We start from the raw sequence: 24139 nt of genomic DNA, 5'->3' as shown, positions 1-24139 counted from the left end.
TAATTTTGATGGCAAATTTAGGAAATAAAAGCCAATGTTTACGGGAATCATAGAAACGATGGGGATTGTCCAACGCGTAGAGCATGACGGGGACAACCTCAATTTGACCATTACTTCCGAAATCACTTCGGAACTCAAAATCGACCAAAGCGTATCGCACAACGGCATCTGCCTGACTGTCGTCGCCATCAACGGAAAACAATATACGGTCACGGCCGTCCACGAAACCATATTGAAGACGAACATCTCCGATTGGAGAGAAGGAAACGAAATCAACCTGGAGCGAGGCATGAGGCTTGGCGACCGACTAGACGGCCATATCGTGCAAGGTCACGTTGACCAAACCGGTCTGTGCATAGCCGCCGAAGAAGGAAACGGCAGTTGGGAATTCCGTTTTTCGTACGATCAGTCAATCAACAACATCACGATTGAAAAAGGTTCGATCACCGTGAATGGTGTAAGTCTTACCGTGGTGGATTCCGAACCGGGCGAATTTAGCGTGGCAATCATCCCGTATACTTTCGAACACACCAACTTCAAGCATTTTACGGTCGGCACAAAAGTAAATCTTGAATTCGATGTTGTCGGAAAATATATATCGCGATTATACGCAATGCGCGAACAGTAAAAGAAAAAGCCCTGATTTACATCTGGGCTTTTTTATTTTTTATCTGGTGTATCTTATAGAATCCGAATACGACGGCGCAAATTACCAACAGGATTACGCCATTATCTATTGGCGTTCCCGGAGGAACTGGCCCCGGAGATGGCGGCGGCGGTTCGTTTGGAGCTGCCAATGAAATACCCGAAACCATAGTCAGGGCAAGCGATAGCAATGCCTTAGACTGAATAGCTAAAGTTGTTTTTGGGACAAATTTCATAGGCCGTAAAAGTAAATAAAAAATCTTTTTAGCAAAATTTTTCGGCAAATAAATTAATTTTTTAAACATAATCCAATATTAATCTACCAAAGCCGAAATAAATCGACAGAATTAACAATTTCTTGTCATAAACCGAACATTTCCGAAATTTCGCGGTGGCAAATGTACGACTTCATATCAAACCATTCAACATTTAAATCATATTAACGTACAATTCAGCAATTTAGTTTTTATTACAGTTTGAGAACGTGCAAAATATCAAAAATTACTAATTGTAATCATTGATATTGCAATTTTAACGATTGTTGGACAATTAATCGTTACGGTTTCCCGTATTTTTAAGGAAAATTCGCCCCAAATGTCCGATAGAATCCGAAAAAAGCTGGCCATCCTCGCAGATGCCGCCAAATATGACGTTTCCTGTTCTTCGAGTGGCAGTAATAGGAAAAACACTAATAAAGGGTTAGGCGACAGCAGCGCTTCGGGCATTTGTCACACGTATACAGAGGACGGACGCTGTGTATCACTCCTTAAAATTCTGTTAACCAATCATTGCATTTACGACTGCGCCTTTTGTGTTTCGCGCAAGAGTAACGATGTACAACGTGCCGCTTTTACGGTAGAGGAAGTCGTAGACCTGACGATGAATTTCTATCGCAGGAATTATATTGAAGGACTTTTCTTAAGCTCCGGAATCTTCAAAAATGCCGATTTTACGATGGAACGTCTTGTGCGTATCGTCAAAAAGCTGCGCCTTGAGCACAAATTCAACGGATACATCCATTTGAAAACGATTCCCGGAGCAAGTCAGGAACTTCTTACCGAAGCTGGTCTTTATGCCGACAGGATGAGTATCAATCTCGAAATGCCGACCGAAGCGGGCCTCAAACTTCTGGCTCCCGACAAATCGCACGAAGACGTCAAAAAGCCGCTCGATTTCATCCAAAACAGTATTGTACGATATAAGGAAGAGAAGAAAATCCTTCGCCATTCGCCAAAATTCGTTCCTGCGGGACAAAGCACGCAGATGGTTATAGGCGCGACGCCCGAAACGGATATGGAAATCATGTACAGTGCCGACGCTTATTATAAAAATTACGATCTCAAACGCGTTTATTATTCGGGATATATTCCGATCAGTTACGACTCGCGTATGCCAATAATCGGATCGCAACCACCTTTATTGCGCGAAAATCGATTGTATCAAACCGATTGGTTGATGCGGTTCTACGGTTTTGACGTGAGCGAAATCCTCAATCCGAAAAACCCTCATCTCGACATCGATATTGACCCGAAATTGGCATGGGCGCTGCGCAACATGGAATATTTTCCGATAGACGTAAACACCGCCGATTATAAAATGATACTGCGCGTTCCCGGAATCGGTGTCGGTTCGGCCAAAAAAATCGTCGAAGCGAGAAAATTCGGTAAGCTTCGTTCGGATCAACTGCAGCGGATAGGAATTTCCTGGAACCGAGCCAAACATTTCATACGCTGCGCCGACAGTATTTTCCAGTTGAATTCGCCCGATGCATTCAAGGTCAAATCGTCCATACTGACTAAAGGCAACAGCAAATACCTCAAGATACCCCAAAACCAATTGACCTTATTTTGATCCCCGAGATGACTTTTGTTTTCGATGGTAGTTTTGAGGGTTTGCTCACCTCAATTTTTGATTTTTACGATTTTAAGCCGAAAAGTGTTCGATTGTTTTCGGATGCCAATTATCAGCCTGGGGTTTTGGATGAAAAACACGATGTGATAACCGATGAGACGAAAGCAAAACGCGTTTGGGCCGGTCTTAAAAAGAAAATTTCGCCAGACTGGCAGCAGCGTTTCTATAAAGCTTATCTCTCGGAATTACCCGAAAGCTTCCAACATTTGTTCGACTTCGCACGATATGCTTTTGACAATCCCGATGGCGTGGAAACCAATTACGGTCATGCGTCGGTCATGGCGATTTCTAAAATAGCCCATAGCGTAGACCGCGAACGCCATCGCATGAAAGCGTTTATCCGATTTCAGGAAACGGCCGACGGGATTTTTTACGCTCCTATCGAACCCGATTATAACGTGCTTCCGCTCATTTCTGTTTTTTTCAAAAACCGATATGCCGACCAACAATGGATCATTTATGACGTAAAGCGTAAATATGGCTTGTTCTATGATTTGGAAAAAGTAGAAGAAATCACTTTTGACATAGTTTCGGAAATTCAACAAAGCGGGATTTCTCTTCCGTCTGGCACTTTACACCAAAAGGAAGAATTGTATGGTTTGCTGTGGAACGATTATTTCAAGAACACCAATATTCCCGCACGCAAGAACATGAAACTTCATATTCAGCACGTGCCCAAACGATATTGGAAATACCTCACCGAAAAACAGCCATGACGGTTATGGGTCTTTTAGGGTGAAAGTCACCTCATCCTCTACTTTATATTCTCCTTTTTTATATATCTCGCCTGTCGCGAACACAAATTCGTAGGTATAAATCGCCTTGGGAATCTCAAAAAGGCATTCTTTCCCATCTTTGGGAACGACAAGTTCTTTCTTTATCTCGTTGTCTTCGGTGTCTTTGCCCACAAGACGGAAGGTCACTTTTTGAAGCAGCTTGTTCTTGACGCATAAACTCTGGACGGTTTTCGAATCCTTTTTCGTATCATCGGCTCTTGCCATTTTCAGGATGGTCAAGCCGCTAAGGATGATTTCACCGCCACGCATGACTTTTTCGATATCGGATTGGGAAAAAGCAAAAACAGGCAGTAGCAAAAACGAGATAAGTGCTGAAGCTTTCATAAAAACGGATTTTGGCGTGTATTCTATAAAGGTAGAGATGCAGAGTAAGACTCTGTTACAGAAAAACTGTATTAAACGTTAATTTTTCCAATTGCCTTGAAAATAAAAAAACCGCAATCAAAGAATACTGATTGCGGTTTGAAGTGGTCCCACTTGGGCTCGAACCAAGGACAACCTGATTATGAGTCAGGGACTCTAACCAACTGAGCTATAGGACCGGGTTAGGGCTGCAAATTTACACTATTTTTTAAGGGTTGCAAGGGTTTTTTGGCATTTTTGCGCACGGTCGGAAGCAACTCAAAATCATACGGTATCTCATATAGATCAGGGCCTAAAAAATTTTCTTCTTTGAGAATCGAAACGAATTTTCGGTTTAAAAACCACATCATAAAACAAATAGGATCAATCGATTTTAAATCGCTCGTTTCTGCAATCCAATATCAACTTGTGGTTTATAAAGAGTTTATTGCCGATCATACCTTGCATTCCCGAGCTTTTCATCAGGAAATCCTGAAATGCCGAAGTGCCTTCCACATACGTCACTTGCGACAGATTTAGCGTCGTTTTCCCGATTCCGATTTGCCGATTTGCCGCAGCAGAAATGACTTTGAGCGTATTTCCCCACGAATTTCCGCTTTCGGTCTTGATTTGGGCGTTCGGAGATTTGAATTTTGTCCATTCTTCCTGGTTCGTAATAAGTTCGTACGCGCTGCTTCCCGAGTCGTAAAGTAATTTGAGTTCCCGATTTTCGATTGATGCCGGAAACAGCATACGTCGTTTTTTGAATTCCATTTCTTCGAAGCCTTTTTGTTCGGATGTGCTTTCAAACGAACAAGAGTTTGCCTTGAAATCGAGCGTAACGACGCGTTTTTCGAACAAATCCGTGCCAATAGTGCCGATGATATTTTTGGCGGATGGATTTTCAAAATCTACCTTTTCGCCGTACTCCAAAACCTGGAAATTTTGAGAAGAAACTTGCATTTCTCCGAGGTTGAAACTCAGAGAAACCTGCTTTTTTTCGACATCGATTTTCTGACGGAATCCTTCAATCGATTCAAGCGAAGTCTTGTAAAACAACGTGACAGGCGAACCCGAATCGAGCTGCATATAGAACGTTTTGTCGATTCCCGAAATCTTGACGGGCAAATAAACCGCCGAATGCGAACCGTCCGGATGCCATTTTAGCGGTATGTCTTGAACCGATCCTGAAACGGTCAAATAATTTTCGGGAGGCGAAAACTTGTTCTCGAAATAGAAATAACCGCCCAAAAGAGCAAGTGCAAAAAGAATAACGAAAGCTAGCGCAATTTTCTTGAAGAGTTTCATGTGAATGTTTTGGTGCAACATTCGGATGTTACCCACCATTTTCACACAAAATCGATACGACAGTTTTACGACAATAGCACGTCGCGTTTATAAGAAGTTGATTTTCAATTTAATACTAAGCTCGTGTTTTTGATTCAGGGTGATGCCGTTTTTGAGAATCACCAACAATTTTACGCACAGAAATGCGATCAGGAAGATCAGGAACAGCGGAAATTTGATTGAAAATGCGTGTTGCACGAACGGACTCGCAATCATCAATATAGAAAGCACGGTCGCCAAAACGATCTGGACGCCAAGTATCCCTTTGCCGAGCTCCTTGTTTTTTGGGTCTTTGGTGCGATAGATGAGGATCAGCGGAAAAATCACGCCTCCATACGGTACGATCAGACCGGACAAAGCCGACAAATTGATGAGTTTCGCCCGGTCGACGGCGGCGTTTTCTTCTGTATCAAGAAAAAGATGCTGCGGCTCAAGGCCCAACGTTTTCGCAATCGCGTTGAGCGTAAACCCTTTGAGCGGACTGCCCGACTCGACTCTTTGGACCGTGCGCAGCGACAGCCCGGACTTTTCGGCCAATTCGGTTTGGGTGAGGTTTTTTTGCTCGCGAAGAATTTTGACTTTGTTCTTCATTCAGGAATCGATGGGTTACGGTTGATTGAATTCTCCGAAATGCCACAAAATTCCCGACGGGTCGTACACGAAAAATTCCCTTCCCCAAGCTTCTTCACGGATTGGGACAAGACGCACGTTTTCATATTTCGAAGGCAAATCGAGCGCGGACAAATCGCTCCAAAGCTGGCGCGTATCGGCGACTTCCATAAAAACCATAGTGTTGTCGATCCAGTCTTTCACGTAAGCGTTTTGCAGGTAGAACGCGAAATTTCCTGTCTTGAAAACCGACATCTGCGCGCCTAACGAAACCTCTTCAAAACCTAGATCACGATAAAAACGCCTCGAAATCTCGAAGTCTTTCGCGCCTAAAAACGGCCGAATGGATTTTGTACCGAATTCCATATCTATCTGATTTCCTGACAAAGTTCGACAAGCACGCCGTTCGTGCCTTTCGGGTGAAGAAATGCCACTAATTTATTGTCGGCGCCTTTTTTGGGCGTTTCGTTAAGTACGGTAAAGCCTTCGTTTTTGAGGCGTTCGATTTCGGAGATGATATCGGTCACGTCGAAAGCGATGTGGTGGATGCCTTCGCCCTTTTTTTCGAGGAATTTCGCAATCGGACTGTCTGGATTCGTGGCTTCGAGCAGTTCTATTTTGTTCGGGCCGGATTGAAAGAAAGAAGTCTTGACACCTTCGCTCGCGACCTCTTCTTCTTTGTAAGACGCTACGCCGAGCAGTTTTTCGAAAAGAATGTTCGATTCGGCCAGAGATTTTACGGCGATGCCGATGTGTTCGATTTTGTTCATTGCATTGGATTTGACCGTAAAGATAAACTTCTTTCGGAGACGATTACTCCTAGCCCGGATACAAGCGGAAAGCGTTTTGAACCGAAAACCGATTTGTCGCCGCGACAAAAGAGCGACCGACGGAAGCTACTTTTGTGCGTTGCGGCAAACGGATTTTGGAAAGAACCTTGAAGCGGTAGCCGGATCAGCTTCAAAAGCGAATTCTGGACGACGGCTTTCGCGCCCACCCGGGCTAAAATTATCAATTTCGCCCTTCACTCCCTTACAGTTTTTCTACACCAAATCTTAAAATACCATCCTCAATCCCTATATCCTGAAACGCTCTTCTCGACTCCCGAACCACAAACTCCCGAACTTTCCCTACCTTTGCCGCATGGAAACAAACCGTCAAAAGAAAATCGCAGGCGTACTGCAAAAAGATTTGGTCGATATTTTGCAAGGAGAAGTGCGCAAGAACGCGATTTCGAACCTTGTCATCTCGGTGTCAAAGGTTTCCGTGACTACAGATTTGTCGGTAGCATCGGTGCATTTGAGTATTTTCCCGCAAGAAAAAGCCGCCGAAACGTTGGCCGCAATCAAATCGAACACGCCGCTTATCAAGCACGATTTGTCGCAACGCGTAAAAATGCAATTGCGCAAAGTGCCCAACCTTACCTTTTATATTGACGATTCACTCGACTACATCGAAAAGATCGACCAAGCGCTCAAAGGAGAAGAAAACCCTATCGAGAACCGCGATTTGCTCGCCAAGCGCAAGAAATCGTAAGTGAATTTCCCGCTTTACATAGCCAAACGTTATTTGAGGACCGCGAGCAAAAACAACGCGATCAACCTCATCAACGGCATCGCCTCGATCAGTATCGTCGTGGGCGCGGCGGCTTTGTTTGTGGTTTTGTCTGTGTTTAGCGGACTCAAGGATTTCAGTTTGTCGTTTTCGAACGATTTCGACCCCGATCTGAAAGCGCTTCCGAAAACCGGGAAAGTCTTTACCGTCACACCTGCGCAAGCCGCGAAACTGCAAAAGATCGAAGGTGTCAAGATGATCTCGAAAGTGATTGAGGAACGCGTGCTTTTCGTTTTCGACGGAAAGGAACAAGTCGCCTACCTAAAAGGCGTCGACAGTCTTTTCGGACAGGTCAACAGTGTCAATAAGACCATTTTCCAAGGGCAATGGCTCGAGCCGAATACCACGCAGGTTGTCGTCGGATATGGGATTTCGCAAAAATTGTCGCTCGGATTGCTCGACTTCAACAATCCGTTCGAAGTCTATATGCCCAAACCCGGAAAAGGCGATATCGAAAACCCCGATGAAGCCTTTACCAAAGCGGTCCTCGCGCCTGTCGGGATTTATGCGATAAGCGAGGAATTGGATTCGAAATACGTGTTCGCCGATTTGCGTCTGGCACAAATCCTGCTCAATTACCAGATCGACCAGGTTTCGGCCGTAGAGTTCAAGCTCGACGCGAATGCTGATGTGGACGATGTCTGTGAGGAAGCTGCGAAAATTCTTCCGGGCATCCAAATCAAGACAAGAGCCGAACTCAACGAGTCGCTCTACAAGATGCTCAACAGCGAGAATCTGGTCGTTTACCTGATTTTCACGCTTGTGGTCATCATGGCGCTTTTCAGCCTCGCCGGAGCTTTGATCGTCATGATCATCGAAAAGAAAGGCAATCTAAAAACGCTTACAGCTTTGGGCGTCGAAGTGAACGGATTGCGCAAGATTTTCCTGTTGCAAGGCAGTCTTTTGAGCCTTTTTGCGGGAATTTTCGGATTGGCGCTCGGATCGATCGTCGTTTTGCTGCAGCAACACTTCAAACTCATCATGATCACGCCGACTTTGGCGTATCCCGTCGTATTCACGTTCCAGAACATCGCGATCGTGACACTTACGATTTTCGGATTCGGGTTTTTGGCGTCCTTGATCGCTTCCTCTCGCGTCCACAAGACGTTGGAAGAATAACTAACGTTGGTTTCTTTGGAACTCCGAAGGCGTGGTTCCGGTTTTCTTTTTGAACAGTTTCGAAAAATACGCATAGTCGTCGTAACCAAGCCCGAAAGCGATCGCGTTGAAACTTTCCTCGGAATGAATCAGCAGTCGTTTGGCCTCGAGCATCACGCGTTCCATGATGATGTCCGAAGTCGATTTCCCGACAATCTGGCGGTTGATGCGATTGAGGTGTTTTGCCGTCATGTTGAGTTTTTCGGCGTATTTCTCCGGCGATTTTTCACTGCGGAAACCTTGCTCCAACAATTCTTCGAACTTTTTGAATTTGAACAGATAACCCGCAGAACCCAAACCGGATTCGAGATTTTTTCCGTGAAGCGCGCATTCCAATTCCAAATACACCTGTGTGATGTGGCTGATTACGAAATGACGATATGCTTTGGCATCGTTGAAATTTCCGTCGGACATCTTTTGAAAATGGTTCGCGAATTCGTCTATTCTCGACGCATCGATCTCAATGCAGCCTACGTTTTGCACTTGGGAGAAAAACGCGTAATCGCTCAAACTTTCATCGGCATAACGCATTTCGTAAAACGATTTGGTGTGGCAAAAAATATAGCCGTCCGCATCTTGCGAAAGCTGCCAATGGTGCATCTGACCGGGTGACATCACGAAAACGCTTCCGGGTTTCACGTCGTAGGTCGTAAAATCGATCGTATGTGTACCCGAACCCTTGACAAACAGTATCGCGACGTAAAAATCATGACGGTGCGGACGTTCGATATGTGCGTGGCTCGTGACCAAATGGTCGGCCATGGTATTGATGTAAAAATCGGGCAGGATGTTGGTTTTCCTGAACAGGTTTAAATCAAGGACTTCGATGTCGTCACTTTTTGCCATAATGTCCTAAAAGTACAAATTCTTGCAGACTTTACACTACGAAGAAACAAGGCCTAATTTAGAACTTTGACACAACGTTTAAAAACAAAAGTCATGTTCAGCAGAAAAAGCAAAATTCACAGTATGATAACCGGGACATGTCCGAAATGTCATGAAGAAAACATGTACGTCAACAAAAATCCGTACAACATTTTAGAGACGATGAAAATGCACGAGCATTGCGAGAATTGCGGCTTCCAATACAAAATAGAACCGAATTTCTTTTTCGGGGCGATGTATGTGAGTTACGCACTTTCGGTAGCGGTCGGCGTCGGGACTTTCGTCGTCAGCCATTTCGGGTTCGGGTTGGACCTGTTGAAATCGTTCGCCGCAATCTTTGTCGTACTGATCGGATTGATGCCCGTCATATCACGCCTTTCACGCAACATCTACATCAACATGTTCGTGAGTTACGACGAGTCGCTCGCGAAGAAAAAGCCGATAAAAAATCACGAAATCAATCCGCTTCAGGCGAATTCGTAATCGGAATACACATCCGAAATCTCGTCGAAAACTTTATAAAGCTCTTCTTTCCCGTCGGTCGTGACCAAACGCTGGCGGTATTCCTTGAAGTTGGCGATCCCTTTGAAGTAATTCGTGTAGTGACGACGGGTTTCGACGATGCCCAGTTTATCGCCTTTCCAATCCATTGCCCAGGTAAGATGGTTTCTCGCGGCCTCGATACGGTCTTGCATCGTCGGCAACGGCAGTTTTTCTCCGGTTTTCAAAAAGTGTTTGATCTCGTTGAAAATCCAAGGATAACCGATAGCGGCGCGACCGATCATAATGCCGTCGACACCGTATTTATTCTTGTATTCAAGCGCTTTCTCTGGAGAATCGATATCGCCGTTCCCGAAAATCGGCATCGTAATTCTCGGATTGTTTTTCACGCGTGCGATATGCGACCAATCGGCTTCTCCTTTATAAAGTTGTGCTCTTGTGCGTCCATGAATTGATAGGGCTTTCACGCCGATGTCCTGCAGTCTTTCTGCAACCTCATCGATATTGATCGAGTTTTCGTCCCAACCCAAACGCGTTTTCACGGTAACGGGCAAATTCGTAGAATCGATTACGGCTTTTGTAAGGCGAACCATCAAATCGATGTCTTTCAGAACCGCGGCTCCGGCACCTTTGCACACGACTTTTTTGACCGGGCATCCGAAGTTGATATCGATCAGATCGGGATTCACGGCTTCTACAATCTTCGCCGACATCGCCATCGCTTCCTCGTCTCCACCAAAAATCTGGATGCCGACGGGGCGTTCATAATCGAAAATATCGAGCTTTTGGCGGCTTTTGATCGCATCGCGGATCAGGCCTTCGGACGAAATGAATTCCGAAAACATCAGATCCGCTCCATGCGCTTTACACAAACGACGGAACGGCGGATCGCTCACGTCTTCCATCGGAGCGAGCAAAAGCGGAAATTCTGGGAGTTCGATGTTGCCGATTTTTACCATGGCGCAAAGGTAAGGCAAAATGATTCAGGGTGCAAGAGAGCGATTTATGCGCGAAAACTTCAGTTGAAAGTCGAGTTTTTCCACGCGTCGAACATTAATTTTCCCTTTTGGGCATCGATATAAATCAAGTTGACGGCCAATTCTTTGTTTCCAAACAAGCGGCTGTGCATGTGCATTTGCATGTCAAATTTATTTGGAATCGCCACGGTTATCCTAAGGACATGGAAATTGAGCCCGCCTATGGTTTCGTTTGTAACTTCCGATTTGATGCGCTCTCTGGGAATTTGCGCCGACAAGGTCTGGATCATGGCCTCCGCTACAAGTTGGACGCTCTCGGAATAATTACCATCGACAGCTTCATCGAACGGCTGATAATTGGCTTCCATATGATTGAAATCGTCACTTTTCAACGAAAAAAGAAGTTTCGCGTGATTTTCGATTTCCATGGCCATGGCCTTTTCCATCATTTCTTTGCCTTTTTTCTGGTATTGGGCGTCTTCGGCAGTACTTACGGTTTGGAAGCCAGACGGGAAATCCATCCGCCAATTAAATTCCTTGCTGTAGAACTGCTTCGCTTCCTGAGCAGACGCCGGCAGACTACAGATGAAAAACAAAAGCGGTAAAATCCTGTACATTGGGCTTATTTTCGGAAATCAAAAAAAGTGATCGGTTTTCTACTCATCGGATTGAAAACGATGGGACTCAAAGCTTCTTTCGTCGTGAATTCAATCCTTGGCGTCACGCGCAATTTCGCCCTGAAATGGTCTTTGATTTCGCGCAAAAACTGCTCGGATTCGTGTTTTACGGCAAGCTTGATAAGGATTTCGTCCGTTCCCAAATCGTTCGTCGAAATCTCGATCACGTGCAAATCGATGTTCTCGAAATCGTTCAAAACGTTCGTCATCGCGGGCGGATAAAGCGTCGTGCCTTTATATTTGATCATTTGCTGTTTTCTGCCCAAAACCGGCCCGACGCGCAACGTATTGCGTCCGCATCGGCAAGGTTCGCGGTGTAATTGCACGATATCGCCCGTCTTGAAACGGATAAGCGGCATGCCTTCGACGCCGAGATTCGTAATGACCAATTCGCCAGGTTCTCCGTCGGCAACGGGATTGTTTTCGTCATCGACGGTTTCCACTACGATCAATTCGGGGTGATGATGCCCGCCGACGTGGAATTCGCATTCGGTAAACGCCGTCGCCATTTCGGTCGAAGCATAGGTCGAATAGAGTTTGATGTCCCATTTTTCGGCGATTTTGCGCGACAACGTACTATCCGAAAAATCCTGTTCGCGTAACGCTTCTCCGATACAGACCGCGCCTTTTATACCCGAATTTTTATAATCGATGCCGTGTGCTTCGGCGTATTCGATGAGTTTGAGCAGAAACGACGGAACGGTGATCAAATACGTCGGTTTGTACTTTCGGATCGAATCCCATTGTAACTCCGGAATTCCGGCGCCGACGCGGATCACGCCTACTTTCATCTTGCGAAGTCCGAGAAAATATGCCAATCCGGCCATGAATCTTCTGTCGATCGTCGTCATCAATTGCACGATATCGCCGTGTTTGATTCCCGCGCAATCGAACGAAATCGCTTCGTTGTACGCGAGTCGGTCAAGATCTTTATCGGTCAGGCCGAACGTCACCGGATCGCCCAAAGTGCCCGAAGTCGTGGCATAATCGATGATTTCGGTCGTCGGGACACATAAGAAATCGTCGTTGAACGCTTGCAGTTCGGCCTTCGTCGTGACCGGAATCTGACGTAAATCATCAATCGTTTTGATTGAGGAAACATCGATATTCTTATCGGCAAAAAGTCGTTTGTAATAAGCCGAATGCTGTGAAACGTATTTCAAAGTCTTGGCCAATTCCGATTCCTGGAACGCTTGTATTTCTTGGGCCGAAGCGGTTTCGATTTTCGGGATCATCATTTTTATTTGTTTTAGCCACGAATGCACGAATGAAGTTTTTTCAATCTGTAAATCCTGGACTATAAAGCTACTTTTTGAGCTTTTTATTGATTTTTTTGAGGTATTCCTGAGCGTGTTCCTTTGCCGGAAGCGTCGTGATTTCCTTGGTCAGTGCCATTTCGAAATGTGGTTTTGCCTTGGCGTACTCCTTTTTCCCGAAATAATATTGGCCCACTTTGTAATGCACGATCCACAAATCGGGATTCAAAGATTGGTAATTTCTCGCAAATTCTTCGGTCATTCCTGATTCGTTTTCGAGGAATCCGTCCATTTTTCTGTCTTCTATGCGATATTGCTCGTACTTTTTGAACGCTTCCGAATTCGCGAAAGGATCTTGCGCAATGTTCAGCGAATTGGCGGCAAGCGTCGATACGAATTTTGAGTTGCGTTCTTTACCGAAAATCGCATGGAGATCGTAGCACACGAATTCGCCCAATTGATACGGATTCGCCGAAACCCAAACTTTCAAATCGTTCGGTTGGAAAATCACGCCATGGTGCGCCAATAGCTGGTTCAGTGCTTTTTCGTTCCCGTAACCGAGCGGCAATCCGCCTTCGAGCGATTTGGTGTCGCGCAATATGGAAGCCGCGATTTCGGGATTTATCTTCGGATTCCGGTTGAAATCTTCGGTCAATTTATCGAAGCGGTATTTCGAATGCGAATTCTTGATTGCGTCGTTGTTGCGCTTGTCGTTCTTATACGGCTCGCTTTGGAAATGATTCGAACACAAAAGTTGATCTGCGGAATTGGGAACTTCGTAAACACCGAAATTTTTAGGAGAAACCTCTATCAGCGCGGCTTTTCCGTCTTTCGCGCTTCCGACCATGATTGCTTCGGATACGAAAACCTGGCGCTTTTTGGCAATCGCGACCGCTTCGTCTATTGTCGATGCGTATTGCAGAATCTCACGCGTCAAAATCGAGATCGGCGTTTTGGCAATCAGCGGGATTTTCGATTTGCCGGCATTGATCGTCACCGTCAAGCCTTTGTCGTTCATGCCCGAAACCGCTCCGATCATTCCGGCCCAGGTCACGGTCATGAAAGCGTTCCCTTTGTCGGGTCTTATGAAAGCGATGACTTTGTCCTTGGCGAAATCGTCTCCGGCGTAAAAATCGAAATTGCGCCCGAGAATCAGTTTCCCGTCGGCCGATTTGTCGCCCCAAGCCGCAAACGACGAACATCCGACGAGCATCAAATCCTGCATCGCATGCCCGATGTCGTGAGCGCCGTGCAAATACAACGTGCGCAAATACCGCGGCGCGATAAAGTCATAATCGTGGGATGTGTATTGCGAAAGCCCGTAGATTTCGGTTTTGTATTCTTCGGGAACGTTCAGATACAATTTTCGGTTGTACCACGTCAGGATTTTGCGAAGCAGCTTTTGTTTCGATTTGGACGGTACGATTTCCTCGATTTTCGAAAAGAAGACTTTTTCCTGCTTTTTCAACAGTGAATCCTCGAGCGCGCCCGTTGTCAAACCAATCTGCAGCGGATCGCCTTCGACGTACAATTCCCAAAGCTGTTGTTTGTTCTTGATCAGGAAATTGTTGCCCGAAATGAATTTTTCGGGTGAAATCTTCTCGACTCTCGGCGCAATCGAATCGTAACCTTTTGTGATCGGTTTGTGATGCAACGAACCCGAAGTACCGCATCCTACAAGGAAAATCAGCAATATGGAACAAACGAATTTTTGAACCAAAAGGCCTATTGACTTTCGACTTTCTTTCGACTTCATCATCTTCCTGCAATCTTATCGATAATATACTTGCGCCCCAAAATTTCGCTGCAAGTCCGAACCGCACCGAGCGCAACCCCGACAACGCCGTGCGTGCTCACGCTTTGTCCCGTAAGATACAAATTCGAAAACTTCGTCTTGAGCGGAATCATCGTCATCAGCGGATTTTCGGCATCTTTCACATAACCGTACATATTCCCTTCAGAACTTCCGATGTAATCGCGGTAACTCAAAGGCGACGAAGTATGTACCGATTTGATGCAATCGCGCAGGTTCGGGAACTTTTTCTCTACTTCTGCAATCAATTTTTCGGCTTTACGGTTCTTGAATGCTTCGTAGGTTTCGCCTCTGTCGTGCTTTTCGGCCGTCGTATTGAACGTGTTTTCCCAATGCCTGACGTCTTCGTATTTCATGTAAGACAAAATCGTCATACCGTCGGCGAAATCTTCGGAATGATGCGTGGCGTTCATCGCGACCATATACGATTTCGGCCAAGTTTCTTCGGTATAATCGTGAGCCGTCCAAACCTCATCCGTCGAAGCGAAATGATAGAAATTCTTGTTGATGTATGTGAAGCAATCCGGCTTGAAAACGATATAAACGCTAAACGCCGACAACGTATTTTCAAGGCTTTGGATGCGGTTGTAAAATGCCTTCCGGAAGTGTTCTGCCCCGACCAGATCGAGCATCGTCTTGAGTTCGATGTTCGATATGAAAATATCGGCGCGAACCTCGGATCCGTCTTTCATTTTGACCGATTTTGCCGATTCTTCTTCGACCTCGATCTTCACGACTTCTTTGTATTTGTACGTTTCGCCTCCGAACGCCTTCAATTGCCTGATGAGCTGTTTGGTGATTTGGCTGCCGCCGTTGATGCAGCGATACGCACTTTGCAGGTACGAATTCACCGCGAGCGCATGCAGGTAAAACGGCGATTTGTCTGGAATTGCCGCGTACAGGAAATTCGTTCCGGCCAAAACCGCGCGCAGTTTCTCGTTTTCGGTGATCGAATCGATGACTTGTTTGGCGTTGAGGCGCATCATATTTTCGTCATACGACCCTTCGGATTCGAGTTTGTAAAGCGGAAAAGTATCGCAGGCCGCTTGTAATTTATCGCAGTAGTTGCGGATGTTTTGTTGTTCTTCGGGGAAGAATTTCGACAATTCGGACACAAACGTGTCGTAACCTTGCGATTGCGGATATTCGGTCGGATCGTCTCCGAACGAAATCATGTCGAAACCCGCGCGATCCATGCGTTTGAGACGCAAATCGTCCATGATTCCGAGGTACGAGAACAATCGGTTCAGATTCTGTCCTTTGTCCAATCCGCCGATGTAATGGATGCCCGTATCGAAAATCGTCTTGTCGCGAACGAACGTCTGCAGATTGCCGCCAAATTGGTTGTTCTTCTCGAGCACGCACACGCTGTAACCTTCCTTGGCGAGGATTACGCCCGAAACCAAGCCGGCAAGCCCGCTTCCGATTATCACGACATCATACTGCTGCTTCACGTTTCAGGATCGTAATTTTTTGTTCTGTATGGATCGTTTTGAATCCGAGATTTTCGAATATTTCGACGAACGCATCGTTATCGAGTAAAATGACATGGTCCGAAAGTCGGGCAACCGCTTCTGTTTCGACGCGCTTGGCCGAAATCAACAAAGTCTCATATCGCTTTTCGGGTTTGGAAATATACGTGATTTCGCGTTTTTGCAACACATGGCTTTGGTTGGCGATGCGTCTTGTCTCGTCGTCGGCAATGTACGAATCGATGCGTCTTGTAGATTGCTGGAACGCGAGCAACACATCGAGTTGGCCGTAATCGTCTGCCACGTGCAGCATTTTGGATTTTATCCCGATGTGCTTGTTGAGACGATGGTACAACTCCATATTCGCATTAAGGTCGGATTTCACGGCCGAAACGACAAATTCTTCTTTAAAGTCGAAACTGCCCAACACGAATTTTTTCCAGTATTTCGGGCCTTCTTCAGCTGCTCGTAATTTTTGGAATTCGTCTCGCATGTAGGCGTTGACTTTCTTGGTGCGCTCGGCGTAATCCTTTCCGAAACTCAAATCGTCTGGCTTGATGCGCGGAAGGAATTTGATTGCTGTCGTCGTTCCGTTAAGGATGAAATCGTTTTTGGGTGCGGCTTCGGAATAACCTTGTATCAAAACCGGTAAAATATCCAGATCGAACTCTTGTGCGAGAAAAAATGCGCCTTTTTTGAAGCGTTTGATCGAATTGTCTTCAGAACGCGTGCCTTCGGGGAAAATCATAAGCGAAAAACCTTGATTGACCTTCTCGCGCAAATGCTCGACACCCGTTTTCAAACCTTCGCTCGCCGGATAAAATCCCGCCAAACGCACGCCAAGCCCAATAATCGGATTGTTGTATACGTGATCGGAAACCAGGAAAATGATGTTGCCGTTGAGTCCGCCCATGGCCATCGTATCGAGAAACGAGGTATGGTTGGCGATGATTACGGCCGGTTTCGAAAAATCTTCGTTTTGCTCGTTGTAAATCCTGCGCGTCACGGCCGGAAACGTATAAAAAACCGAGTTCATGTAACCCGACATGATCCTGTGGAAGATTTTCTGTTTGCGCCGCTTCGATAACGGCAGCAGCTTCATCATGAGCCAAGCGAAAATCGAGATGAAAAAACCTCCGATCGCATAATACGCAAGCGAAAAGAACGAATGCAACATGCGCCTGAGCTGTATCGGTGCGAAACCTTTCTTGCGACGCGCGAAGAAAACCCAGCGGAAAATCATCGGATACAACACGAAAATCATCGCGCAGGCCGCAAAAACCCCGATGAGTGCGGCCGTAGAAATCGATTTCAACGACGGATGTCCCGCAAAAATCAAAGCTCCGACGCCTAAAATCGTCGTAATTGCCGCGAGGATAATCGAAGTCCTGTACACCTTTCGTTCGTCCCGACCGTCGGTATATTCCTTTTGCAGCGCACTTGTCATGAAAATCGAGAAATCGACGCCGTGCCCGAAAATGAGCGTACACACGATCGTGCTGAAAATGTTGAGCTCGAGTCCGAAAATGCCCATGACGCCAGCCGTGACCAAACCCGTCAAAACAATAGGAATGGTCGCCACGAGTACGATTTCGATGCGCCGGAAAAACACGAAAAGTATCGCTACGACCGCAATCAGCGAATAATCGACAAGATTGTTGAAATCATCGCGAAGCTGCGTCAGAAACGTCTCGTTCATTTCTTGTCTGTCGATCGCAACGACATTTTTCTTGGTCGCCGCCGATTTCACGAAAGCGTCGCGCTGGCCGTTCGAGACTTTGACCAACGTTGAAACGGTATAGAAATCGTTTTTGTGCGCAATGAATTCGCCAAGCTGCAAAGCCGCGACTTTGTTGAGTTCGTGAATCGGAACCGGTTCGAAATTCTTGTTCAGTTCCTCGAAAAACGGTTCGTAGGTGTTGGCTTTGAATCCGACTTTTTCACCTTCGGAAATCAATTTCGATCGCAACGCCGATTTCTTTTCGGGCGTCCAGAACGAATTCCAGCGATCGATTTTTTGCTGTTGCTGCGATACAGGCAAAACCAATCCGCCGATGGAGCTGAAATTGAGTATTTTGCCCGATTTCTTATCGGATTCCAAATCGGAAAAAAGCTTCGAATTGCTTGCCAAAGCCGCATCGAGACTGTTTCCGTAGGCCGCGACGTAAATCGTTTTGGACGTGAGGCTCGAATTTTTCTCTAGTTGTTTTTCCGCTTGACGGATGTCTTCGGGAATGTAATTGAGTTTCGAAAGATCGTTGTCGAAATCGACTTTTTTCGAAGTGAAAATGCTTATGACGACCAAAATCGCGCAACCCAAAATCAGCCATTTGTTGCTGTCAAACGAAAATCCGGCGGCGCGTTCAATGAAATTCTCCTTGTGAGCCGTGACGTCTTTGTTGGGTTTGTACAGATGCGGCACGATCAAAAGCGAGAAAAATGCCGAGCCCATGACGATCGAGGCCGCAAAAATCCCCAAATCGCGCAACGCTTCCGATTTTACGAAAAGCAGGCACAAAAACGCCAAAGCCGTCGTCGAAGAGCTCATAAACAGCGGCTTTGTGATGATTTCGTACGTGTGTTTCACATCGACGTTGTGTTTGTAATGCGTGAGGATGTGAAGCGAATAATCGATCGTAATCCCAATCAGGATCGCGCCGATTCCAAGCGAAATGGCCGAAATGGTCTCCTTGACGAAATACAAGACCGTGAGCGCGAACAACGCCCCGAAAATCGTCGGGATGAAAATGATGATCGGGATCGTGATTTTCCGGTAGAACAAAATCAGGATCAGCATCAGGGCGCTCATCGCCAAAATCGTCGTGAGCATCACGTCTCCCTTGATTTGCGTAGCGTTGGCCACGGCGATCAAAGGCGAGCCGAAGTAACTGACTTTGGTGGTTTTTGAACTGTCGAGTTTTCCTTTTATCTCGTATAGTTTTTTCGAAAATTCGGCGTTTTTGTCGGCTTCGGCAGACGATTGGTTGGGCGCGATAAACAACAAAAGCATCTTTTTGTCCTTGGTCATCACGAATCCGTTTTCGAGCGTGAAATCGTCTCCAAGACTTAGTTGCTGTAGTTTTTTGAGTCCGATGAACGAAATGCCGAGCGGATCGCGGCGGATGAAATCGCCGGTTACCATTCCCGAAGGCGATAGCATCGAGCGGTAATTAGCCTCGACCGTGGCTTTTATCGAATCTTGCGAAAGTTTGGAATCGATTTGGGCATAATCGGTTTCATTCAAGAATAATGGCAGGTTGTCGAACACGAACCCGATCGTCTCGTCTATGTTTTCCTCGGCGATTTTTCCTTGGATTTCCTTGTAGAACGGCTTGCACGATTTTTCGAGCGAATCGATGAAAACCTGGGCGGTTTGCTGTAAATCTTCGGGCGAACCGTTGGGTTTCGATTCGAAAATGACGGTTATCTTATCGGCGAAATTGACTTGTTTGAGCACTTTTGCGGTCACGTCGAGCTTGTCGTTAACGGGCAAAAGCTTGGTGACGTCTTCCTCGAATTTGAGGCGTGATCCGAAAAATCCGAAAATGCATAAAATTCCCAATGCAATGGCCACGGAAACGAACTTGTTCCGATTCACGAATTGGTGTATGCCAAAGAAAAACCTATGCATTTACTTCGTTTCTTTCTTGAAAATCCTCAGCAATCCGTAACTCAGGAACCCGATCACGACCGCCGAAATCGCCGCTAAAGTAAGACTTCCTATGAGATATTGTCCCAAATGGATTTTGAGCTTCTCGAACGTGATCGGCAATTCGGGGAAAAGCGGCGCACCCGTGTCGTAAAACAAACTCCCTACCCAAAGCGAACCCGCGACGATAGGCGGGATCATCGGCGGAATCGAAACGTTCGAAAATGCGAATGCTATGGCTTTGTTGAGTCTGAAAACCGTCGCGAGAAACAACGCCAGCACGGTCTGGAATCCCCAAAACGGCGAAATGCCTATGAACACGCCGAGCGCGATCGACAACGCCTTGACGCGATTCGAATCTTCGCTGTGCAGCACGTTTTCTAAAAAGAAACGCTTAATCCCTTTTTTTTTTAGTTTTCGGAACAGGTTGCGCGGGAAAATCCACAACAGGCAAATCGTCACCAAAATCGTGTTCAGGATCGAAATGCGTGTAAAATCCTTGAACGGACGAAAATGGGAAACCCGTTCGTTCGGGTCGTATTTGACTTGGATCGGCACGTTTTTCACGTCGATTCCGCGCCAGGCCGCACGCACGATGACCTCGATCTCGAATTCGAATTTTTTGGTGAAGTATTTCTTCGGGATTCGTTTCAACGGATACGATCGGTAACCAGATTGCGTGTCCTCAAGCCGGATTCCGGTCTCGAACCAAAACCAAAAGTTAGAAAAATTGTTGCCAAAACTGCTTTTCTTAGGCACGCCTTCCTGCGTCATATTGCGTCCGCCGATGAGCAAGATATCGCCTTCCGCTTCGAGCGCTTCGAGGAAAATCGGTAAATCGGAAGCGAAATGCTGTCCGTCTGAATCGATCGTAATCGCATGGTCAAATCCCAATTCGCGCGCTTTGGCGAAACCGTTGCGCAACGCCATACCTTTACCTATGTTTTTGGGATGCGTGACAATCGTAAGTTGTCGATAATTTTCGAGGATTTCCGACGTCGAATCGGTCGCGCCGTCGTTTACGATAATGATGTCAGGAGTGTATTCCAACACCGAATCGATCACGCGTTTGAGCGTCTTGTGGTTGTTGTATGTGGGAATGATCACACATACGTTGAGCCTTTTCATTTGTTCCGTCACCTGCGTCATCCGAAAGGCTATTTGTACGCTTTTTTCTCTTCGTCCGAGAAACTTTTCGAGCGTAAAATGAAGTTTTTGATGTATTCTTTCAAGTTGCCGCTTTTACCGTAGTTGGCTGCGATAAATGCCTTGTCTTCTTTAATGTTTTTCTTGTATCGGACGATTTTGGGCACGCTTTCCTGAACCGACAGTCGCACCATGCGGATTTCGATATTATCGGATTCGGCGGCAACGGCGGCATCGATCAGGCTCGCTCCGGCTTTCATATGCTTGGTTTTCTTGCCCAACGTGTTGCCGTATTTCGAAAGCAGCGTTTCCGAAGCGCCTTTGTAAGCGACCAGTACTTTGTTGGCGTCGTTATCGGCGACCGCGGCGAGTTTTTCGTGGAAGGCTTTGGCGCTTTCCTCGGTTTTCGAGGCGTCGGGATACATTTTGCGGATTTCGGTCAAATCGGCGGAAGCCAAAACGAACAGGCAAAGAATCGAGGCAATCAATTTCATGTCAGACTTTTTTATACGTGCTGGCGAGCTTAAGTGCCACCGTATCATTAAAATACGTCGTATTCTTGACTTTTACAAGGTTATCCTCGGTTTGTGAGAGATTTAACTCCAAACGCAAATCGGGCGTGGCTTCAGGATTGATGAGCGCCATGAATTTCACGTTCGACAAGCTTTGCATGAACAAAGCCGAACCTGTGATTTCCTCGACGAGTTCTTTGATGATCTGCATCATGCAAACGCCCGGCATTACCGGATTTCCGGGAAAATGTCCCTTAAAGACCTCATGTGCCGGATTGACCGATAGGTTGACCGTGAAATTCCCGTCCGAAACCTCGTCTTTAGAAACTATCGTGTAAAAGTTTTTTAAAAGCATAAACTTATTTTAAGTCGATTTTATAAGTAAGCCCGAACTGCAGCATCCAGTTTGAATTGTTTTCTTCGCCGAACCATTTGTAATTTTGCCCGTCGGATTCCGTTTGGATGTCGAATATCGCGCGTTTTACACGAAATTCAAACCCGATTCCCGACGGCATTTGGTACTCAAGGCCTAGCATTCCTGCCAAGGCCACATCGTTGTCCGAATTGCTGTGGTTCGTTACCAGTAAATCGCAGATCGGCCCAGCCAAAACCGAATACCGCTTGCCAAATGTAAACTTGTTGATCGCACCGACCGAAATGTAATTCAGTTTGGCGTTTACCCTGTTTACGATCGTATCGGTCACATACACGTTGTTCTCGTCGAAATAACTGTATATCCTGACAAAATCTTTTTTTGCGCCCTGGCTCGAAAATCCGATTTCGGGCATGAACGTATATTGTTGCGTAACCTTGAATCCTGTCGATGCGCCCACATAAAAACCTGCGCGATTTTCCAATTCCGAATGGTTGATAGAGCCGATGTTGACACCTGCCCTTATGCTTGGCACGAATCCGGTTTGCGCACACGTGGCGAATCCGATCAGCAGCACGAAGGTCGAAATGACTTGTTTCAGCATATTATCGTCCGAAAGTGTAACTCAACCCGACCTGGAACAGCAAATTCGTGCCGTCCTGAAAATCGAACCATTCGTCGTCATCGATGTACTCGGTATCGTCCACGACGCTCGCGATCCCTTTCTTGACACGGAATTCGGCCTCAAGACCATCGATCAGTCGTACACCCAAACCAAGTTGGATCGCCAGATCGGCATCGGAATTCACGGGAACGTTGTGATCGACCAAAACATCGACGGACGGCCCGACGACAATAGACAATCGGTCCACAAAAGTAAACTTATTCATGATGCCGACCGACAAATATTGAAGCGAAACGTCGGCATGGCCATCGCGATACTCAGAAATCAGGTTGCCGTTCGAATCGTAAACCGGGTCATAAACTCGGTAATCGCCTTCCGCTCCTTGACGCGAATAAATCACCTCGGGCTGTAAAGTGTAGTGCTTGGTGAATTTGATGCCCGCGAATCCGCCAACGTAAAAATCGGTTTTGATGCCAAGATCGGATTCGGTCAATTGGGCGAAGTTGAGTCCGCCGCGAACGCCGGGAGTGAATTTTACCTGTGCCTGCAAGCCGAAAGTCGCAAGCAAAACCAACGCGGGATAAATCTTTTTCATGGCTTAAAAATTATAGGAAACCCCGATCGATATGACTTGGTTGAGCCTGATGTCATTGACGTCGTCGTTGTAATCTTCGTCGTACTCGTCTCCTGTATTCACGTTGCTTCCGAAAATATCGACAAACCCTTGCTTGATGCGCGCCTCGATGGTCAATCCGAGCGGAAGCGTGTAGCCGACACCTCCATAAATCCCGAAATCGAAACCTTCTACATCGTCGTGGTTGTCACCGACTTTGAAATCGATGGCCGGTCCGGCAAGGAAATGGAAACCTTCTACGATGTAAATCTTGTTCGTTACCGCAATCCCGACGTATTGTGCTTCGATATCGGCTTTGTACGCGCCATAGGTCGGGTCGAATTCGTACAAACTTCCGCCTTGGCGCGAATAATTGATTTCGGGTTGAAGCGTGTAGCGTTTCGAGAATTTGAACGAAACACCGGCCCCGACATAAAAATCGGTAACGCGGTCGTCTTCGGCGTTGGTAAGGCGCGCGATGTTGAGTCCTGCGCGAACCATTGGCTTGACACGACCTTGCGCCTGGACTAGAGATCCAGCAAGCAAAGCGGCGATGAACAGTAGTTTTTTCATTTTGTTTTTGGTAATGGTTAAAACTTGTATGTAATTCCTAATTGTGCCACCGAAGTGCTTATACTGCTGTTGATGACATACGGATAATCCGGATAATATACGATATCGGTAAAGCCTCTTTTAAATCTCAATTCGACGCCAAACCCACTGTCGAATTCCCATCCGGTCCCGAAAATGACACCAATATCGTGATGTTCTTTCTGTTTTACGGTATAGGTCCTTTCAATATACAGTTTGTTGTGATGCACGAGCAGATCGGCATATGGCGCGACCATCAGATGCAATCCTTTATAAACAAAGACCTTGTTGTTGAGCGCGACGCCAATGTAATCAAGTTTGTATGTCATCGTTGGCGCTCCTTCTGCCGGATAATGATAATTTTCCTTGTTTACCACCGCGCCTTGGCGTGAATACCCGATTTCAGGCTGTAACCCGTACCATTTCGCAAAGCGGTAAGGCACGAATACGCCAACATAATAACTGCTTCTGGATTCGCTTCTTATTTGGGTGACGTTCGATAAATTGTAACCTGCGCGAACTCCAATCGGAAATTTCTTTTTCTGAACATTTTTTTCCTGCGCGTACGCATTTGCGAAAGCCATGATCAAAATGGCGGCTGCGGCAATCTTGTTTATCATCGTAAT

26 protein-coding genes and 1 tRNA gene are annotated in these 24139 nt (G+C 46.3%); 6 read left to right on the top strand and 21 right to left on the bottom strand.

Annotated features, from left to right (window positions below; translation table 11 throughout):
• Positions 1 to 34: 34 nt before the first annotated feature.
• A complete protein-coding gene (locus HZF10_RS10950) occupies positions 35 to 628 on the top strand; it encodes a riboflavin synthase (RefSeq protein WP_176006246.1) in 594 nt (197 codons plus the stop codon).
• A gap of 16 nt (positions 629 to 644) precedes the next feature.
• Here the strand turns inward: HZF10_RS10950 and HZF10_RS10945 are convergent, their stop codons facing one another.
• Complete coding sequence (locus tag HZF10_RS10945) at positions 645 to 950, bottom strand: Fjoh_0651 family PID-CTERM protein (protein WP_176006245.1); 306 nt, start codon at positions 948 to 950, stop codon at positions 645 to 647.
• Between the two features lie 289 nt (positions 951 to 1239).
• Here HZF10_RS10945 and HZF10_RS10940 point away from each other — a divergent pair, with 289 nt between their 5' ends.
• Together HZF10_RS10940 and HZF10_RS10935 are read left to right on the top strand one after the other, a co-directional pair.
• A complete protein-coding gene (locus HZF10_RS10940; RefSeq protein WP_176006244.1) occupies positions 1240 to 2496 on the top strand; it encodes a putative DNA modification/repair radical SAM protein in 1257 nt (418 codons plus the stop codon).
• A gap of 8 nt (positions 2497 to 2504) precedes the next feature.
• Positions 2505 to 3272: a TIGR03915 family putative DNA repair protein gene (locus HZF10_RS10935; protein WP_176006454.1), complete on the top strand. Its 768-nt coding sequence runs from the start codon at positions 2505 to 2507 to the stop codon at positions 3270 to 3272.
• 3 nt (positions 3273 to 3275) lie between these two features.
• Here HZF10_RS10935 and HZF10_RS10930 read toward each other — a convergent pair whose 3' ends face one another.
• From HZF10_RS10930 to mce, 6 genes are all read right to left on the bottom strand, one after another.
• Positions 3276 to 3677 carry a hypothetical protein gene (locus HZF10_RS10930; protein ID WP_176006243.1) on the bottom strand — a complete coding sequence of 134 codons (402 nt, stop codon included), beginning with the start codon at positions 3675 to 3677 and terminating at the stop codon, positions 3276 to 3278.
• Positions 3678 to 3821: 144 nt separating this feature from the next.
• Positions 3822 to 3895, bottom strand: a tRNA-Ile gene (locus HZF10_RS10925).
• A 184-nt stretch (positions 3896 to 4079) separates the two neighbouring features.
• Entirely contained in the window at positions 4080 to 5003 is a 924-nt protein-coding gene (locus HZF10_RS10920; protein WP_176006242.1) for a hypothetical protein, read from the bottom strand.
• A gap of 87 nt (positions 5004 to 5090) precedes the next feature.
• Complete coding sequence (locus HZF10_RS10915) at positions 5091 to 5633, bottom strand: helix-turn-helix domain-containing protein (protein ID WP_176006241.1); 543 nt, start codon at positions 5631 to 5633, stop codon at positions 5091 to 5093.
• 15 nt (positions 5634 to 5648) lie between these two features.
• Entirely contained in the window at positions 5649 to 6017 is a 369-nt protein-coding gene (locus tag HZF10_RS10910; protein WP_176006240.1) for a VOC family protein, read from the bottom strand.
• 2 nt (positions 6018 to 6019) lie between these two features.
• Entirely contained in the window at positions 6020 to 6421 is a 402-nt protein-coding gene (mce, locus tag HZF10_RS10905) for a methylmalonyl-CoA epimerase (protein WP_176006239.1), read from the bottom strand.
• A 373-nt stretch (positions 6422 to 6794) separates the two neighbouring features.
• On the opposite strand from mce, the gene rbfA reads away from it, so the two are divergent.
• Positions 6795 to 7187: a 30S ribosome-binding factor RbfA gene (gene rbfA, locus HZF10_RS10900; protein ID WP_176006238.1), complete on the top strand. Its 393-nt coding sequence runs from the start codon at positions 6795 to 6797 to the stop codon at positions 7185 to 7187.
• On the top strand, positions 7188 to 8384 hold the full coding sequence (locus HZF10_RS10895; protein WP_176006237.1) for an ABC transporter permease: 1197 nt from the start codon (positions 7188 to 7190) through the stop codon (positions 8382 to 8384).
• Here the strand turns inward: HZF10_RS10895 and HZF10_RS10890 are convergent, their stop codons facing one another.
• Positions 8385 to 9269, bottom strand: coding sequence for an AraC family transcriptional regulator (locus HZF10_RS10890; RefSeq protein ID WP_176006236.1), 885 nt, complete (start codon positions 9267 to 9269; stop codon positions 8385 to 8387).
• Positions 9270 to 9392: 123 nt separating this feature from the next.
• On the opposite strand from HZF10_RS10890, the gene HZF10_RS10885 reads away from it, so the two are divergent.
• Entirely contained in the window at positions 9393 to 9791 is a 399-nt protein-coding gene (locus tag HZF10_RS10885; RefSeq protein WP_246282567.1) for a DUF983 domain-containing protein, read from the top strand.
• On the opposite strand, the gene dusB is transcribed toward HZF10_RS10885, so the two are convergent.
• From dusB to HZF10_RS10820, 13 genes are all read right to left on the bottom strand, one after another.
• On the bottom strand, positions 9776 to 10768 hold the full coding sequence (gene dusB, locus HZF10_RS10880; RefSeq protein WP_176006234.1) for a tRNA dihydrouridine synthase DusB: 993 nt from the start codon (positions 10766 to 10768) through the stop codon (positions 9776 to 9778). The two genes, HZF10_RS10885 and dusB, sit on opposite strands and share 16 nt — an antisense overlap.
• Before the next feature lie 59 nt (positions 10769 to 10827).
• Positions 10828 to 11403, bottom strand: a complete 576-nt coding sequence (locus tag HZF10_RS10875; protein WP_176006233.1) for a hypothetical protein — start codon at positions 11401 to 11403, stop codon at positions 10828 to 10830.
• A gap of 5 nt (positions 11404 to 11408) precedes the next feature.
• On the bottom strand, positions 11409 to 12698 hold the full coding sequence (gene flxY, locus HZF10_RS10870; protein ID WP_176006453.1) for a flexirubin biosynthesis putative acyl-CoA ligase FlxY: 1290 nt from the start codon (positions 12696 to 12698) through the stop codon (positions 11409 to 11411).
• Between the two features lie 70 nt (positions 12699 to 12768).
• Entirely contained in the window at positions 12769 to 14475 is a 1707-nt protein-coding gene (locus tag HZF10_RS10865; RefSeq protein ID WP_176006452.1) for a C45 family autoproteolytic acyltransferase/hydrolase, read from the bottom strand.
• Positions 14475 to 15986: a phytoene desaturase family protein gene (locus HZF10_RS10860; protein WP_176006232.1), complete on the bottom strand. Its 1512-nt coding sequence runs from the start codon at positions 15984 to 15986 to the stop codon at positions 14475 to 14477. Before HZF10_RS10860 ends, HZF10_RS10865 begins: the two co-directional genes overlap by 1 nt.
• Positions 15970 to 19635 carry a 1-acyl-sn-glycerol-3-phosphate acyltransferase gene (locus HZF10_RS10855; RefSeq protein ID WP_176006231.1) on the bottom strand — a complete coding sequence of 1222 codons (3666 nt, stop codon included), beginning with the start codon at positions 19633 to 19635 and terminating at the stop codon, positions 15970 to 15972. The genes HZF10_RS10860 and HZF10_RS10855 overlap by 17 nt, the downstream gene beginning before the upstream one ends.
• Complete coding sequence (locus HZF10_RS10850) at positions 19636 to 20802, bottom strand: DUF2062 domain-containing protein (RefSeq protein ID WP_246282565.1); 1167 nt, start codon at positions 20800 to 20802, stop codon at positions 19636 to 19638.
• 8 nt (positions 20803 to 20810) lie between these two features.
• Positions 20811 to 21293 (bottom strand): hypothetical protein, encoded by a 483-nt coding sequence (locus tag HZF10_RS10845; RefSeq protein ID WP_176006230.1) that lies wholly within the window; start codon positions 21291 to 21293, stop codon positions 20811 to 20813.
• A gap of 1 nt (position 21294) precedes the next feature.
• Entirely contained in the window at positions 21295 to 21666 is a 372-nt protein-coding gene (locus tag HZF10_RS10840; RefSeq protein WP_176006229.1) for an ApeI family dehydratase, read from the bottom strand.
• A 4-nt stretch (positions 21667 to 21670) separates the two neighbouring features.
• Complete coding sequence (locus HZF10_RS10835; RefSeq protein WP_176006228.1) at positions 21671 to 22288, bottom strand: outer membrane beta-barrel protein; 618 nt, start codon at positions 22286 to 22288, stop codon at positions 21671 to 21673.
• 1 nt (position 22289) lies between these two features.
• Positions 22290 to 22904, bottom strand: coding sequence for a porin family protein (locus tag HZF10_RS10830; protein ID WP_176006227.1), 615 nt, complete (start codon positions 22902 to 22904; stop codon positions 22290 to 22292).
• A 3-nt stretch (positions 22905 to 22907) separates the two neighbouring features.
• A complete protein-coding gene (locus HZF10_RS10825; protein ID WP_176006226.1) occupies positions 22908 to 23495 on the bottom strand; it encodes a porin family protein in 588 nt (195 codons plus the stop codon).
• A 17-nt stretch (positions 23496 to 23512) separates the two neighbouring features.
• Complete coding sequence (locus HZF10_RS10820) at positions 23513 to 24133, bottom strand: porin family protein (protein WP_176006225.1); 621 nt, start codon at positions 24131 to 24133, stop codon at positions 23513 to 23515.
• Positions 24134 to 24139 lie beyond the last annotated feature (6 nt).

This window comes from Flavobacterium agri, from assembly GCF_013401995.1.
In the GTDB taxonomy this organism is placed as follows: Bacteria; Bacteroidota; Bacteroidia; order Flavobacteriales; family Flavobacteriaceae; genus Flavobacterium; species Flavobacterium agri.
Note: the sequence above shows the minus strand (reverse complement) of the source record. Positions and strands in the feature narration are given on the sequence as shown.